Annotated in this window: 10 protein-coding genes; 5 read left to right on the top strand and 5 right to left on the bottom strand. The window is 75.5% G+C overall.

Translation table 11 applies throughout. From position 1 onward, the window contains the following. Nucleotides 1–95 precede the first annotated feature (95 nt). From ACFYUV_RS03330 to ACFYUV_RS03320, 3 genes are read left to right on the top strand one after another with little or no spacing between them, the layout of a single operon-like run. Nucleotides 96–1,295 (top strand): hypothetical protein, encoded by a 1,200-nt coding sequence (locus tag ACFYUV_RS03330; RefSeq protein ID WP_387664334.1) that lies wholly within the window; start codon nt 96–98, stop codon nt 1,293–1,295. After that, nucleotides 1,292–2,623, top strand: a complete 1,332-nt coding sequence (locus ACFYUV_RS03325) for a hypothetical protein (RefSeq protein WP_387664332.1) — start codon at nt 1,292–1,294, stop codon at nt 2,621–2,623. The genes ACFYUV_RS03330 and ACFYUV_RS03325 overlap by 4 nt, the downstream gene beginning before the upstream one ends. 44 nt (nt 2,624–2,667) lie before the next feature. After that, a complete protein-coding gene (locus tag ACFYUV_RS03320) occupies nt 2,668–5,715 on the top strand; it encodes a chromosome partitioning protein ParA (protein ID WP_387664330.1) in 3,048 nt (1,015 codons plus the stop codon). Here the strand turns inward: ACFYUV_RS03320 and ACFYUV_RS03315 are convergent. Beyond that, a complete protein-coding gene (locus ACFYUV_RS03315; protein WP_387664328.1) occupies nt 5,687–7,051 on the bottom strand; it encodes an NAD(P)/FAD-dependent oxidoreductase in 1,365 nt (454 codons plus the stop codon). The genes ACFYUV_RS03320 and ACFYUV_RS03315 overlap by 29 nt on opposite strands. A 74-nt stretch (nt 7,052–7,125) precedes the next feature. After that, nucleotides 7,126–8,415 carry an MFS transporter gene (locus ACFYUV_RS03310; protein WP_387664326.1) on the bottom strand — a complete coding sequence of 430 codons (1,290 nt, stop codon included), beginning with the start codon at nt 8,413–8,415 and terminating at the stop codon, nt 7,126–7,128. Nucleotides 8,416–8,544: 129 nt separating this feature from the next. On the opposite strand from ACFYUV_RS03310, the gene ACFYUV_RS03305 reads away from it, so the two are divergent. Beyond that, the gene (locus tag ACFYUV_RS03305; RefSeq protein ID WP_387665295.1) at nt 8,545–9,171 is read left to right on the top strand and encodes an HAD family hydrolase; all 627 of its coding nucleotides are present in this window, start codon (nt 8,545–8,547) and stop codon (nt 9,169–9,171) included. 146 nt (nt 9,172–9,317) lie between these two features. Here the strand turns inward: ACFYUV_RS03305 and ACFYUV_RS03300 are convergent, their stop codons facing one another. Next, on the bottom strand, nt 9,318–9,512 hold the full coding sequence (locus tag ACFYUV_RS03300; RefSeq protein WP_352357102.1) for a hypothetical protein: 195 nt from the start codon (nt 9,510–9,512) through the stop codon (nt 9,318–9,320). 75 nt (nt 9,513–9,587) lie between these two features. Here ACFYUV_RS03300 and ACFYUV_RS03295 point away from each other — a divergent pair, with 75 nt between their 5' ends. Continuing rightward, nucleotides 9,588–10,637, top strand: a complete 1,050-nt coding sequence (locus tag ACFYUV_RS03295) for a LacI family DNA-binding transcriptional regulator (protein WP_387664324.1) — start codon at nt 9,588–9,590, stop codon at nt 10,635–10,637. 28 nt (nt 10,638–10,665) lie between these two features. Here the strand turns inward: ACFYUV_RS03295 and ACFYUV_RS03290 are convergent, their stop codons facing one another. Together ACFYUV_RS03290 and ACFYUV_RS03285 are read right to left on the bottom strand one after the other, a co-directional pair. Next, nucleotides 10,666–14,235, bottom strand: a complete 3,570-nt coding sequence (locus ACFYUV_RS03290; RefSeq protein ID WP_387664322.1) for an AAA family ATPase — start codon at nt 14,233–14,235, stop codon at nt 10,666–10,668. After that, complete coding sequence (locus ACFYUV_RS03285) at nt 14,236–15,345, bottom strand: exonuclease SbcCD subunit D (RefSeq protein WP_387664320.1); 1,110 nt, start codon at nt 15,343–15,345, stop codon at nt 14,236–14,238. Nucleotides 15,346–15,379: the final 34 nt, after the last annotated feature.

Here is a 15,379-nt window from a genome sequence, read left to right as displayed (position 1 = left end):
CACCCTAGCGGGCAGGAGTCCCATCCGCGTCCGTACCGGCTGGTAGCCCGCGCCGGGTTCCGTGTCTGTCGGTGTGAAGCCGTACCTTAGAGCGCGTGTCCGAACAGCCCCTGACCCTCGACGCCGCCCTCTCCGAGGAGGCGGTGCTGTCGACCTACCGCCGCATGTTCGCCGCGCTGGCCCGCGACAGCGGCGCGGTGGTCGACGACCCCGCCCTGGTCGACATCGCCGAGACGCTGTTCGCGGCGTTCGCCGAGGCGGGCGAGGAGTGGCTGACGCACGAGCAGATGCGCTTCGCCTGCCGGGCCTACCCCAGCGACCAGTTCGACAACCGGCTGCGGGTGCTCAAGGGGCTCGGCGCGATCCGCGAGGTGTTCCCCAAGCCCAACCAGCTCCGCTACCGCGCCTCGTTCACCAGCGTCGTCGGCCTGATGTTCATCCGCCGCATGATGGACGACGGCGGCCAGTCCGAGATGCACCGCCTGCTCGCCCTGGAAGACCTCAACGTCGCCGACCCCCGCACCACCAGCGAGGAGGCCCGGCAGAGCGCGGTCAACCTGGCGCGCGCGTTCCGGCTCTGGGCCCTGGAGCTGATCACGCTGACCACGGGCACCATCGAGGAGCTGCGCGAGCAGGCCCCCAAGCTCTGGGGCACCGAGGAGATCGCCCGGCGCGCCCAGGGCCTGCACGGCACGATCCTGACCCGCTGGCCCGAGCTCGACCGGGTCTGCACCGACCTGCGCGCGTCCATCTACTCCTACAGCGACGCCTCGCGCCGCGCCGCCGGCCGCTTGGCCGACTCGGCGGGCACGACCCGCAACCTGACGCTGCTGCCCACCGAGACGTGGCGCACGTTCGCCCAGACCGCGTCCAAGGAGCGGCTGGCCTCGGTGCTCGACGGGTTCGTCTTCGACGCGCCCGCGCCGTGGCACGATCCGGCCGCCGTCGCGCGGGCGGTCGACGAGGCGCCGCGGCCGGCTCCCGTCCAGCCCACTCCCCCGCGTTCGGCGCTGCCCGACCCCGGGCCCGAGGGCTCGCTCGACTCCTCGCCGGGAGCCGCCGTCGAGCGGCTCACGCAGGTGGCCGAGTCGCTGCTCGGCGCCGCCTCGCGGGTCGCGCTGGCCGACGTGATCGGCTCCGACTGGCCCGCCGCCCGCCGCCTGCTCGCCGACCTGACCACCGCCGACCTGCGCCCCGAGCTCCCCTACCGGCTCACCTGGTCCGACGGCCTGACCGTCGACCCCGACGGCGAGCCCGCCTGGCTGTCCCACGGCTACCTGGAGCGCACCTCATGACGTCCACCGGTTCTCCGGCCTCCGAGCGCGGCCGGTCCGCCGGTCAGGCGCTCGCCCACGCGCGGGCGCGCTCCGGCGGGCCGCTGCGGCTGGGGGCGGGCGTGCCCGCGCCCGCCGGGATGACCCGCCTGACCCGGCCCGACTCCACCGGGCACGCGCTGCCGGTGTGGCCCGACGGGGTGACACCGTCGCTGCTGGAGGAGTACCAGATCGCCACCGTCCCGGTGGAGCGGGCCGGCGAGACGCGGCGGGTGCTGGCGGCCACGCTCAAGTGCTGCTGGAACGATCTCTCCGTCGATCCGTGGCTCGGCGACCCGGCGCCCGTCGAGCTGGTGCTCGACACCTACCGGGCGCTGATCGGGCGCACCGACGACCTGATGCGCAACTGGGCGCGCGGCGCGCTGCGGCGGTTGCACGACTCGGCGTGGATCGTCCTCGACGACGGGGTGGTGACGCTCGGGCCGCGCTGCGCGCTGTGGCCGGCGGAGTCGCACGCCCAGTTGCAGGAGCTGGTCCGCCGCCTGCCCGAGCCCGAGCGGCCGGAGCTCACGGTGGTGGGCGACGCCGACATCGTGGCCGCGGCGGTCCTGCCCCTGCCCGGCGCGGGCGGGCGGGCCGAGCTCGGCGTGGCCGAGTTCGACGACCTGCTGGGCGCCTACGACGAGCGGCGGCGGGCCGAGCTGGTGGCCGCGTTCATGGTGGTCGAGCACGCCGCCGAGCCGGTCGCCGAGGGCCGCTTCGCCGCGCTGCGCGACCCGGCGCTGCGCCACACGCTGGGCGAGATGCTGGCCCGCCGCGGCCGCGTCCTCATCCAGCTGCGCGAACGCTGGACCTCGGGCTACGACGACACCCACACGGCCGCCCTGGCCCAGCCCCCGTCCCCCGCCCCCGAGCCGGAGGCGGCCCTGGAGACGGCGGGCGCGGCGGCGGCGGATCGCCCGCCGGCGGTCGCGCAGGGCGCGGGGCTCGGCGTGAGCGAGCGGGCGGTGCTGACGCTGGTGCTGGTCCACTCTGTCGCGATCCCCCGGGCCGAGGGCCTGCTGCCGGAGGACTCCTGGCTGTCGCCGCACCCCACCCCGGTCGAGGAGCTGCGCCGCCACACCCAGGTCCCGATCGGCGAGTTGGAGTCGGCGCTGCGCACGCTGCGGCACGCCGGTCTGCTGGCCCAGGTGAAGGCCGGCGAGGAGGCGGGCGGCTACGTCCCCGGCCCGCAGTTCCACCGGCTCACGCCGGCGGCCCGGCGGCGGCTGCAGGAGGAGCTGATCCTCGCCGCCGGCCCGCACACGCCGCTCGCGGCGGCCGTGCGCGCCCGCAGGTCGGCGCAGTGAACGTCATGACAGATGGAAGGGTTACGGGGGTTCGGGTGTCGCAGATGGAGAACGTCGTCGGAGACCGGGTGCTGATCGCCGTGCAGGCGGTCAACATCTCACGGCTCTCGACCCATCCGGTGCCCACGGTCCCCGGCACGCTCATCGTCGTCGCGGGCGCGGGCCCCAAAGACTCCAACGGCGCGGGCAAGTCGTCGTTCATCGCCTCGATCACGGCGCTGCTCGGCGACGAGCAGTGGCGCTTCGCCTCGGGCGCCAAGGCGGTCTCCGAGCTGCTCTTCAACGCCGAGCTGGCCAGCGGCGCGGGCGCCCGCCAGTGGGCGAGCGCCGACCACGGCTACATCGTGGGCGTCTTCGGCCCGCCCGGCATGGACTCCTTCGCCCCGCCGCCGGCCCCGCCCGAGCCGGTCGCCGCGCCCGCCCTCACCCTGACCGAGGCGGGCGAGGAGGGCGAGCAGGACAGCGGGGAGCTGTTCGAGGTGCCCGACACCTCGGGCGGCGCGATCACCGTGTGGCTCAAGGTCAACCAGGAGGCTCCGCACCTGGAGATCCGCTGGCGGGAGGGCGTCCATCTGGCCGCCTCGCCGTCCGAGGCCGAGCGGGTGGCGCGGGCCGACGAGATCTGGGCGTCGCTGCCGAGGTCGGCGGGCAAGCGCGACGTCGTGGCCCGCGACCTGACCAAGGTGCTCTACGGCGACCGGGTCAGGTGCGTGTCGTTCCTGTCCACGTCCGTGCGCAGCAAGGTCGCCACCAACCTGCTCTCCCAGCCGCTCAACGAGATCTCCCCCGAGCGCGTCTTCGAGGCCATCGCGGCGCTCACCGGCCTCGACGCCGAGCTGGAGCAGGAGCGCGAGGCCCGGCGCGACGAGCACGCCAAACGGGTGCGGGCGGCGCAGGCGGCCGACCGGCTGGCCGAGTTCGAGGTGGAGTCCAAGGCGCTGCTCGGCACGTTCGACCGCCGCGACCAGGCCCGGGTGCGCCTGGCCGAGGCGTTGCGCTGCTGGCGCGGCAGGCAGGCGCGCAAGCTCGCCGACGCCGCCGCCAAGGACGAGCTGCTGGCCGCCGACCTCGGCCGCCACCGCGCCGCGGGCGAGTCGGCGGCCGAGGAGATCGCGCTGGTCAAGGCCGAGATCGCCACGCTGCGCGAGGACACCCTCGACCGCCAGGTGTCCCAGGCCCGCAAGGAGCTGGCCGCCCTGCAGGCCCGTACCACCAAGCTCGACGCCGACCGCGCCGTGGCCGAGAACTCCGCCGACGAGCTGCGCGCCGCGATCCCGGCGCTGGAGGAGACCCGCAGGTTCGCCGACGGGCGCGACGTGCCCGCCGCCGAGGCCGAGCTGCGGCAGGCCGGGCTCCGGCTCAACGAGGCGCTCAAGGCGCTCGGCGTCGCCGACCAGGAGGTGTCCTCGGCGCGGGCGGCGCTCGACGACGCCGAGGGCGGCCCGGCCGCGGCCCAGCTCGACGCGCTGTCGGCGGCGGGTGTCGGGGCGACCGGCCTGCTCGACGCCCTCGACGTGGCCGAGCAGGCCCGCGACGCCGCCCTTCCCGGCGCCCGCCTGCGCGGCTGGCCGCACGAGCACGCCGTCATCGTCGACGCCGCGCGGCTCGGCGAGGCGGCGCGGGCCCTGGCCGACCTGCCCGGGTCCGTGCTGGTCAGCGCGGCCGGGGTGAGCGTGGTGGGGGCGTTCGACGGGGTGGCGACCGGGCGGGAGGCCCGCATCAAGGCCGCCGGCCAGCGGCTCAACCGCGCCGAAGACGCCCAGGAGAGCGCCGCGGAGGTGGTGCGCGAGGCCGAGGAGGCCGTCGCCGAGGCGCAGCGGCGGCTGGAGGGCGCGCGGGCCGGGGTGCGGCTGGCGGAGCTGGAGGCCAGGCTGGCCGAGCGGCGCGACCGGCTGGTCGGGCTCAACGCGGCGATCGAGGAGCTGGCGCCGAAGGTCGCCGAGGCCGAGCGGCAGGCGGGCGCGCTCGACTTCCGGGCCCGTACCCGCGACATGGAGATCGAGCGGCTCGACGGGCGGCGGCAGCGGCACGAGAGCGAGCGGGCGCAGGCCCGCGAGCAGGAGGCCAAGGTCACCGCCGAGCGCGAGGCGCTGCGGCTCGACGCGCTGGCCGCCGACTGGGGCGGCACGGTGGAGACCGCCCGCGAGTGGATCGCGGCGCTGCCGGAGGAGGAGCGTCCGCGCGCGGCCGAGGAGTGGTGGCGCGTCGCCGAACGCCACTTCGACCAGGCGCTGCGCGACACCTTCCCCGAGGAGGACGCCGAGATCCCCGAGGAGCTGGCGTTCCTGCTGTCGGAGCGGGGCGGCAGCACGGCGCGCGAGCAGGCGACGTTCGCGGCGGTGTGCGGATCGCTGGCCTCCTACCTGCGCGGCCAGGAGGAGTACGAGAAGCACCAGCGGCGGCAGATCGAGGCGCAGGTCGTCACCCGGCAGCGCGACCTGGCGGCGGCGGCCCGGGGCGCGGAGGAGGCGGCGCAGTCCACGGCCGTCCACCGGGCGGCGCTGACGGCGGCGATCAAGGCGAGGCTGACGCGGGTGGCCGAGGAGTTCGAGAAGCTCGACACCTCCTACGGCGGCTACGGCGCGACGCTGGAGTTCCCGGTGCCGCCCGCGCCCGCCGACCCCGAGCAGCGCTGGCAGTGGCGGGTGACGCCGAAGTGGCGGCGCGGCGAGGGGCAGGGGTTCGTGCCGTACAACCGGCGGGCCAACACCGCGCTCATGGACGAGAAGGCCGTCAAGCTGGTGTGCGCGGCGGCCATCGCCTCCTCCGGCGGCGGCCATCTGTGCCTGGTGCTCGACGAGCTCGGCCGCAACCTGGGCAAGGAGCACCGCAGGGAGGCGGTCGCGCTGTTCCGGCGGATCGGCGAGACGTACGGCATCACGGTGATCGGCGCGCTCCAGGACGACATGGAGCCGTACGCGATCGACGCCTGCGGCCAGTACGTCAAGCTGCGGCGGTCGTCGGACGCGATGCCGTACAACGAGCCGCCGGTGATCGTCGGCCATGACCAGCACGCCGAGCGGGTGCGCGCGCTGGCCGCGTACGTCGACCGGGGCCAGCCGGTCAGCCGGCCGGTCGAGCTGCCGGTGTAGCGGGCGCGGGGAGGGCGGGTCGGGCGGCGCGGCCGAGGTCGTCGGCCGCCAGGGCCCGGCGGAAGTCCTCCCCCGCGTGCTCGACGGCCGTGAGCTGCACGGCCTCCCGCCGGAACACCATCGACAGCCCCCAGTCCGCCAGCACCCGCGCCTTGTGGTTGAACGTCGGCACCCAAGCCAGGTGGTACGCCCGGTGCGCCAGCCACCCCAGGAACCCGGTCAGCCGGATCGCGTGCACCTGCGCCACGCCCTGGTGGTGGCCGAGCCCGGCCACCGACCCCAGGTACGCGTGCCGGTACGCCTTCAGCCGGCCTCCCCTGACGTGGGCCGCCAGGTTGCGGGCGAGCAGCTTGGCCTGGCGCACCGCGTGCTGGGCGTTGGGCGCGGTGAACCGGCCCGGACGGGTCAGGTCGGGCACCGCCGCGCCGTCGCCGGCCGTGAACGCGTCCGCCAGCCCGGCCACCGTCAGGTATTCGGTGGCCCGCAGCCGTCCGGCCTCGTCCACGGGCAGCCCGCTGTCGGCGGCGAGCGGGCTGGGCCGGCCGCCGGCCGCCCACACCAGCGTCCCGGCCTCCAGCGACGTGCCGTCCGACAGCCGGGCCACGCCGCCCTCGGCCGAGGTCAGCCGGGTCTCCAGCCGCACGTCCACGCCGCGGGCGCGCAGCGCGTCCACGGTCCAGCGGCCGAGGCCGGGGTGGAGTTCGGGCAGGATGCCGCCGGTCGCCTCGACCAGGGTCCAGCTCAGGTCGGCGGGCTCGATCCCGTCGTGGTAGCGCAGGGCTTCGTCGGCCAGCCCCTGCATCTCGGCCAGCGCCTCGACGCCCGAGAACCCGCCGCCGACCACCACGAACGTCAGCGCCCTGCGCCGTACCAGCGGGTCGTCGGTCGAGGCGGCGGCGGCGAGCTGGGCCAGGACGTGGTTGCGCAGGTGCACGGCCTCGCCGAGGCTCTTGAACCCGACCGCGTGCTCGGCCAGCCCCGGGATGGGCAGCGCGCGGGTGATCGACCCGGCCGCCATCACGAGGATGTCGTACGTGAGCGTCCTGGCCGGCCCCTGGACCGGCTGGAACCGCGCGGTGCGGGCCTCGTGGTCGACGCGGGTGACGTGGCCGGTGAGCACGCGCGCGCCCTTGAGCACCCGGTTGAGCGGGGCGACGACGTGGCGGGGCTCGATCGTCCCGCCGACCGCCTCGGCCAGGAACGGCTGGTACGTCATGTACCCCCGCGGGTCGACCACGGTGACCGTCACCTCACCCGACCGGATCAGCCGCCGCAGCCCGCGGGCCGCGTACATCCCGACATATCCACCGCCGACGATCAGAATGTGCTTGCTCATCGTCCGCTCCTCCTCATCAGGCTCTTCACCAGGAGGACGGGACAGCCCCGGCGGATGTGACAGGAGAACCCGGTTCATCGCAGGGAGATGTCGCCGGTCTCCGGCAGGGCGAGCAGGCAGAGCAGGCTCAGCAGGGCCATCGCCGAGACGTAGAGGCCGACGCCCATGACGCCGAGGCCGCTGGTCTGCAGGCTGGTGGCGACCAGCGGCGGCACCGCCCCGCCCAGCACGCCGCCGAGGCTGTAGGCGACCGAGGCGCCGCTGTAGCGGAACTCCGTCCTGAACAACTCGGGCAGGTACGCCCCCATCGGCCCGAAGATCAGCCCCATCAGCCCGAGCGCGCCGGCCAGCGCCACCCCGGCCAGGACGACCGACCCGGTCTCCATCAGCGGGAACATCACCAGCCCCCACGCGACGGCGACGGCCGTGCCGGTGAGCAGGGTGCGGCGGCGGCCCAGCCGGTCGCTGACCACCGCCGAGACGACCGTGCCCGCCGCCATGAACAGCACGCCGACCATGGTCAGGGTCAGCATGGTGGTCTTCGGGATGCCGAGGGTGGCGGTGCCGTAGGACAGGCAGTAGGTGGTGGCGGTGTAGAAGAGCGTGTAGGCGACGGTCATCGCCCCGGCGGCGAGCAGCACCCGCCGCCACTGGTGGCGCATCAGCCCGGCGAACGGCACCTTGGCGATGCGGCGCTGGTCGAGGGCGGCCCGGAAGACCGGCGTCTCGGAGATCCGCAGCCGCACGTACAGGCCGACGACCACGAGGAGCAGGCTGGCCACGAACGGCAGCCGCCAGCCCCAGCCGCCGAACTGCTCGTCGGTCAGCGTCTCGCCGAGGATCAGGAACAGCCCGTTGGCCACGATGAACCCGGCCGCGGGGCCGAGCTGGGGGAACATCGCGTACAGGCCGCGCCTGCCGGGCGGGGCGTGCTCGGTGGCCAGCAGCGCCGCGCCGCCCCACTCGCCGCCGAGGCCGATGCCCTGGGTGAAGCGCAGCAGCACCAGCAGCACGGGCGCGGCCACGCCGATGGCCGCGTACCCCGGCAGCAGCCCGATCGCCACCGTGGACAGGCCCATCACCAGCAGCGAGACGACCAGCATCGACTTGCGACCGACGCGGTCGCCCCAGTGACCGAACACCGCCGACCCCAGCGGACGCGAGACGAACGCCACCGCGAACGTCGAGAACGCGGCCAACCGGCCGGCCACGGGGTCCATGCCGGGGAAGAACGCGGTGTTGAGCACCAGCGCGGCGGCGGTCCCGTAGATGTAGAAGTCGTAGAACTCGATCGCGGTGCCCATGAGGCTGGCCATGGCGATCCTGGTCGTGCTGGGCGCCGAGACCCGGGGGGAAGTCTTCACTTCATGTCTCACTATCCGGACTGACATCTTGTCAAGCGGTACAGCGACGCTACCACCTGCGCAATGTCACACATCCGCCCGATAGATTCGTCGGCAAACGTCGCCTTTTGGGAGGACCGCACCTTGGCCGTGGAACTGGTCATCTTCGACTGTGACGGGGTGCTCGTCGACAGCGAGCGCATCTCGGTGCGCGTGGGCACCGCCGCCCTGCGCCGCCTGGGCTGGACGATCGACGAGAGCGAGTACGCCGAGCGCTTCGTCGGCTGCAGCAACGAGTACTGGGACGAGCAGGTCGGCGAGACGCCCCCGGGCTGGCACGACCAGATCACCCAGGAGTACCTGGCCGCGATGGAGGCCGAGCTGCGCGCCATCGAGGGCATCGAGTCCGCCCTCGACCGCCTGGACATCCCCTACTGCGTGGCCTCCAACGGCCGGCACGCCAACGTCCGCAACAGCCTGGAGCTCACCGGTCTGGCCCGGCGTTTCGACGGCCGCGTCTTCAGCGCCGAGGACGTCGCCCGCGGCAAGCCCGCCCCCGACCTGTTCCTGCACGCCGCGGCGACGATGGGGGCCGCGCCGGAGGGGTGCGTGGTGATCGAGGACAGCCCGTTCGGGGTGCGGGCGGCGATGAGCGCGGGGATGCGCTGCCTGGCCTTCGCGGGCGGCCTCACGCCACCCTCACGCCTGTCCGGCCTCGGCGCCACCCTCTTCCACGACCCCACCACCATCCCCGACCTGATAGCCACCCTCCCCTGACCCCACCCCGCCCCCGCTCGTGCCACCGGGCCCTGCCCTACCCGCCGGACCAGCCCCGCCCCTACGCCGCCCTTGAGCCGCGTCCCATCTGGGTGACCGGCGGGGGAACGTCGGGGCGGCACCCGGGGCACATGGAAGGGGACCGGTCACAGCTCGCCGTAGCGGGTGGGTGGGCAGGTGGGGTCGAGGCGGTCGGCGGTGCGGCGTAGGGAGTGTGCGAGCCGGGCCCGTACGGCCACCCGCTCCGGATCCCGCCTGCGCGGCGCCCCCGGCAGGGCCGCGTCGAGCGAGTCGCGGAACCCCATCGCCGTCCGGTGCGCGAGAACCTGCATGGCATCCATGTCTCTCCTCCTTAATCAATTAAGAGCTTAATCAATTAAGAACGCACCGGCAAGGCCGTTCGATACGGTTGGACGATGGCAAGGGTCACCCTGCAGACGATCGCCGACAGGCTCGGCGTGTCCCGCGCCACCGTGTCGTACGCCTTCTCCCGGCCCGACCAGCTCAGCGACGGGCTGCGGCGGCGCATCCTGGAGGTGGCCGACGAGCTCGGCTACGCGGGCCCCAACCCGACGGCGCGCTCGCTCCGGCTCGGCCGCGCCGGCGCGCTCGGCCTGCTGTTCAGCGAGACGCTGGCCTACGCCTTCGCCGACCCGTACGCGCTCGGGTTCTTCCAGGGTCTCGCCACGGCGGCCGAGGAGGCGGGCGTGGGCCTGCTCATCCTGCCGCTGCCGCACGGCGACCGGCGCAGCGACACCGTGCGCGACGCGGTGGTCGACGCGTTCTGCGTGGTCTCGCTGCCCGACGGCCATCCGGCGCTGGCCGAGGTGCTGGCCAGGAAGCTGCCCGTCGTGGTGGTGGACGAGCCGTACGTGCCCGGCCACCCGTTCGTCGGCATCGACGAGCCCGCCGCCGGAGCCGCCGCCGCCGCGCACGTGCTCGGCCTCGGGCACCGGCGGGTCGCGGTGGCCATGGTCGGCCTGCACGACGACGGCCACACCGGCTGGGCCGACCGCGCCCGCCAGGAGGGCGCGGTGTTCGCGGCGATGCGCGCCCGGCGCGGCGGCTACCAGACGGCCTGCGAGCAGGCCGGCCTCGACTGGGACGACGTGCCGTTCTACGAGGTCGCCAGGAACTCGCGGGAGGCGGGCAGGAAGGCCGGCCACGCGCTGCTGCGGCTGGACCCGCGCCCCACGGCGATCCTGACCAACACCGACGTGCTCGCCCTAGGCGTCCTCGACGCCGCCGCCGACCTGGGCCTCGACGTGCCGGGCGAGCTGTCGGTCGTCGGGTTCTCCGACAGCGCGGCGCGGGAGGCGGGGCTCACCACGATCCGGCAGGCCAAGCAGGAGATCGGGGAGGCGGCCGGGCGGCTGCTGCTGTCGGGGTCCGCGGCCCGGCCGGAGCGGCGGCTGTTCCCGTACGAGCTGATCGTGCGGGCCTCGACCGCGCCGCCGCCCAGCTGACCGCTTAGCTGACCGCCGGGCTGACCGCTTAGCTGACCAGGGTCGACCCCCTGCGGGTCTTGCCCACCTTGAGCTGCACGGGGATCCGGGTGCGCAGCTCGCCGACGTGGCTGACGATGCCGACCGCGCGTCCGCCGTCGCGCAGCCCGTCGAGGATGTCGAGCACGTCGTCGAGGGTGTCCTCGTCGAGGGTGCCGAAGCCCTCGTCCACGAACAGCGTGCCGACCTCCGCGCCGCCCGCCTCCGCCGTGACCACGTCGGCCAGGCCGAGCGCGAGCGCGAGCGAGGTGATGAAGCTCTCGCCGCCCGACAGGGTCGCCGGGTCGCGGTCGACCCCGGTCCAGGCGTCGGCCACCTTCAGGCCCAGGCCGCCGCCGGACCGCGCCCGGGATCCGGCCGTTTTGCGCAGGTCGTGCCGGAGCAGGTAGCGGCCGGACGACATGTGGTCGAGGCGCTCGTTGGCGGCGTCGACCACCTGCCTGAGCCGCTCCCCCAGCACGAACGACGTCAGGCTCATGTTCCACTGGTTGTCGCCGGACGTGCCCGAGGCCAGCGCCGCCATGCGTTCGGCCAGCCGGTGCCGCTCGGCCGCGGGACGCCACCGCTCGATGCGCGCGGCCAGCTCCTCGCGCAGCTCGGCGAGGCGGGCGGCTCTGGCCGCCGCGCGGTCGCGCTCGCTCGCCAGCCGGGTGTGCGCCTCCTCCGCCGCGTCTCTGCCGGCCTCGACGGCCGCCAGGTCGGGCGCGGGCTCGGCGGCGGCGGCGATCAGCTCGGGGTCGGCGAGCAGGGCGGTGACGGCGGCGTGCTGGTCGTCGAGCCGTCGCAGCAGCTCCGCCTTGCCCTCCCGCTCGGCCGGGCTCCGGTACGCCTCCTCGGCCTCCCGCACGTCGGCGAACCCCGCCTCGGCCGCCGCCCGCCCGGCCGCCTCGGCCGCGGCGTCGAGCTCGGCGGCCGCCGCGACCGCCGCCCTGGTGGCCTCCAGCGCCTCGCGCAGCAGCTCGGCCTCGTCGTGCAGCCTGGACAGGCGGGCCGTCAGGGTCGGGTCGCCGCCCCGGGCCGCGTCGAGCCGCGCGCCAAGCCGTCCGGCGTCCGCGCTCAGCTCCTCATGTCTGGTACGGCCGGCCGCCACCCGCGCCGCGATGCGGCGTCCGCGCTCCTCCAGCTCGGCACGCTCGCGGCCGAGCGCGGCCACCTCGGCCGCGAGCCCCGCCTCCTTGGCCGCCACCGCGGCCAGCCGCCGCAGCTCCTCCTCGGCCGCGGCCAGCACCCGCCTCCCGTCGACCCCGTCCGGGGTCTCGGGAAGGGCGTCTGCCGTGAGCGGACGCTCGGAGAGGAGGGTCTCGGGGTGCAGGGTCTGGGCGAGACGGGTGTGCAGACGGGTGCGTTCGGCGGTGAGCCGGGTGCGGTGGGCGTGGTGGGCGGCGAGCGCCTCGGCGATCTCCCTGGCCCGGTCGCGGACGTGGTCGCGGTCGCCTTCGAGGCGGTCGAGCGCGTCGGCGAGGGCGGGCTCGCGGTCGGCTACCGATCGCAGCCGGGCCAGTTCCTCCTCGGCCGCGAGCACGTGCCCGGCGGCGGTGTCGGCGGACAGCCCCTCGGTGGCCTCCGAGGCGTCGGCGAGCCGGGACTCGATGGAGGCCAGAGCGCGTTCGGCGGCCTCCCGGTCGGCGGCGGCCGCCTCGTGGGCCGTCTCGGCGGCGTGCTCGTCGTCGGGCGAGGGCGCGCTGGGGGCCGCGGCGGCGGGCACGGGGTGGTGCTCGGAGCCGCAGACCGCGCACGGACGCCCGTCGGCCAGGTCGCGGGCCAGCTCGGCCGCCATGCCGTCGATCCTGGCCTGACGCAGGTCGAGCCAGCGTTCGCGGGTCTCCTGGGCGCGGTCCACCAGCACCTGGTGGGCGGCGGCGGCCGACTCCAGCTCGGCAGCCAGGGCGTCGCGGCGGTGGGCGGCCTCCAGGACGGCACGGGCGGCGTCGAGACGGGCGGCGGCGGCCGGCACGGCCGCCGCCTCGGCGCGCACCTCGGCCAGGGCGGCCTCCGCCGCGGCCAGCCGGGCGGGCAGCTCGGCCTCGGCCGCCGCCACCTCGGCCTCGCGCTGGGCCAGCGCCTGCAGCTCACCGGCCAGCGCGGCGAGCTCCCGGTCGACGTCGATCAGGTCGGCGGCGGCGTCGCGTACGGCCTGGGCCGCCGGGATGCGCGCCGCGGCCACCCGCGCGCCGGCCAGCCTGTTCTCGGCGTCGGCGACCAGGCCGGGCAGGACGGCGAGCCGCGCGGCGGCGGTCTCGTCGGCGCTGACCAGCTCGGCCAGCTCCTGCGCCACCCGCGACAGGTCGCGCCGGACGACCGACAGCCGGGCCTCCTCGGTGAGCAGCTCGGACAGCCGGGCCAGCTCGGCGCGGCGCTCCCGCTCCAGGCCCTCCAGCTCCTCCACCGACGGCTCCGCGCCGCTCGCCGGCCCCTCGACGCCTGGCGTGGATCGGCGGGTGAGGAGGGGACGGGCGCGGGCCAGGGCGTCGGCGACCATGGCGCGGGCCTTGGCGGCGGCCTCGGCGCGCTGCCCGGCGGCCGTGATGAGCGGGAGCACGCGGTCGGCGCGGGCGGCGTCGTCGATGACGGCCTGGAGGTCGGCGCGTTCGTCGGCGCGCTCGTCGAGGGTGCGGCGCAGGGTCAGGGCCTCGGCGTGGCGGCGGCGGCGGTCGGCGAGGGCGGCGGCCTGCTCGAAGCGCGACCGCGCCGCGCGTACGGCGTCGCCCGCGGCGGCGTGCCGCTCCTCGCACCGGTGGACGACGGCCCGCGCCGCGTCCAGCAACGCGCCGGCCCATCCGAGCGGATCGTCCGCCGCCGACGGCAACCCCCCGTCGCCGGCACCGCCGTCCGGCGCGGAGGCGAGGACGGGGCCGGCGCCCGCACCGCCGTCCGGCGCGGGGGCGAGGAGGGGCCCGGCGGCCTCCTCCAGGCGTTCGACGGCGAAGGCGACCTCGCGCCCCAGCTCCTGCTCCTCCCGCCCCGTGGCCCGCCGCCGCTCGGCCAGCCACGCCTCGGCCTGGGTGAACACCTTGACGGTGAACAGCCGCTCCAGCAGCCGGGCGCGGTCGTCGCCGTCGGCGCGCAGGAACTTGGCGAAGTCGCCCTGCGGCAACATCACCACCTGGCAGAACTGCTCGGCGTTCATCCCGAGCAGCCCGCCCACCAGGTCGCCCGCCTCGTCGAGCCGGGTCGTGAGCCCCTGCCAGGCGGCCCCGCGGCGCTCCTCGACGACGACCTTGGCCTTCTCCTCGGTGAACCCGGCGCCGCGCAACTTGGGACGCTGCCACGACGGCGACCGCCGAATGCGCAGCGAACGGCCCCGGATCGTGACCTCCAGCGTCACCGAAGGGCCGGCGCCGGCGGGCGCGTGGTCGCAGCGCAGGCTGCGGGCGCTGTTGCGCTGGCCGGGCACGACGCCGTAGAGGGCGAAGCAGAGCGCGTCGAGGATCGTGGTCTTGCCCGCCCCGGTGGGCCCGTGGATGAGGAACAGGCCCGCCTCGGTGAGGGCGTCGAAGTCGACCGTCTCGGTGCCGGGGAAGGAGCCGAAGGCCGTGAGGGAGAGCAGGTGCGGCCGCATCTACGCCATCGTCTCCTTCGTCCGCGACGCCTCGACCGCCTGTCTCAGCAGCTCTTCCTCCTCGGGCGCGGCGGGCTCGCCGCGCACCTCGCGGACGAAGTCGAGGGCGACCTCGGCCTCGGGCCGCCCGCTGACCCGCACCGGGCCGGCGGCGGGCGCCGCGCCCACCGGGTCGAACGACAGGGCGAGGGCGTGCGGGAAGCGGGCCCGCAGCCGGTCCATGGCCTGCTTGGGACGGACGGCGTCGGTCAGGGTGATCTGCAGCCAGTGGTCTTCGTAGGCGGAGAAGGCGGGCAGGGTCAGCAGGTCGTCGAGGTCACCGCGGAGCCGCCCGACCGGCCGGGGCACGGGCGCGGGCACGAACTCCGCGCCCGAGCCGAGCGTGACCAGCCAGCAGCCCTTGACGTGGCCGGTCTCGGAGAAGGAGTAGGCCAGCGGGGAGCCGGAGTAGCGCACGGTCTCGGACATGCGCTGCCGCCCGTGCAGGTGGCCGAGCGCGACGTAGTCGACGCCGTCGAAGGCCGACAGGGGGACGTGGGACACGCCGCCCACGCTGATGTCGCGCTCGCTGTCGCTGGCCTGGCCACCGGTCACGAAGCAGTGGGCCAGCACGACGGCGGCCCGATGGCGGACGGCGTCGGCGCGCACGCGGCTCATCGCGTGGGAGATCGCGGCGGTGTGGCCGCGATCGGACAGTTGCCAGGGGGTGCGCACCAGCTCGGGCTCCAGGTAGGGGATGCCGTAGAAGGCGACGTCGCCGACCAGCACCGGCTCCCACGACTGCGCGGGCTCGGTGCGGACGTGCACCCCCGAGGACTCGAACAGCGCCGACCCGAACCCCAGCCGCAGCGCCGAGTCGTGGTTGCCGCTGATCAACACCACCCGCGCCCCGGCGGCGCGCAGGCGGGCCAGCGCGTCGGAGAGCAGGGCCACCGCGTCGACCGGCGGCAGGGCGCGGTCGTAGACGTCGCCGGAGACGGCCACGACGTCGACCCGCTCGGCGCGCACCGTCTCGACCAGGTGGTCGACGAACGCGGCCTGCGCCCCGAGCAGGCTCTCCCGATGGAAGGAGCGCCCGAGGTGCCAGTCGGAGGTGTGCAGGATCCGCATGTCGCAGGAAGCTAACATCTCTCACCGACAAATG

This window comes from Nonomuraea sp. NPDC003560, from assembly GCF_042878785.1.
Lineage (GTDB): Bacteria > Actinomycetota > Actinomycetes > Streptosporangiales > Streptosporangiaceae > Nonomuraea.
The sequence above is the reverse complement of the archived record's forward strand: the minus strand, read 5'-3'. Positions and strand labels throughout refer to the sequence as shown.

What these genes read in the sequence shown, in the direction of transcription:
- ACFYUV_RS03325 (WP_387664332.1), top strand. Translation starts at nt 1,292, where the DNA reads ATGACGTCCACCGGTTCTCCGGCCTCCGAGCGCGGCCGGTCCGCCGGT.
- ACFYUV_RS03320 (WP_387664330.1), top strand. Translation starts at nt 2,668, where the DNA reads ATGGAGAACGTCGTCGGAGACCGGGTGCTGATCGCCGTGCAGGCGGTC.
- ACFYUV_RS03315 (WP_387664328.1), bottom strand. Translation starts at nt 7,051, where the DNA reads ATGAGCAAGCACATTCTGATCGTCGGCGGTGGATATGTCGGGATGTAC.
- ACFYUV_RS03300 (WP_352357102.1), bottom strand. Translation starts at nt 9,512, where the DNA reads ATGGATGCCATGCAGGTTCTCGCGCACCGGACGGCGATGGGGTTCCGC.
- ACFYUV_RS03295 (WP_387664324.1), top strand. Translation starts at nt 9,588, where the DNA reads ATGGCAAGGGTCACCCTGCAGACGATCGCCGACAGGCTCGGCGTGTCC.
- ACFYUV_RS03290 (WP_387664322.1), bottom strand. Translation starts at nt 14,235, where the DNA reads ATGCGGCCGCACCTGCTCTCCCTCACGGCCTTCGGCTCCTTCCCCGGC.
- ACFYUV_RS03285 (WP_387664320.1), bottom strand. Translation starts at nt 15,345, where the DNA reads ATGCGGATCCTGCACACCTCCGACTGGCACCTCGGGCGCTCCTTCCAT.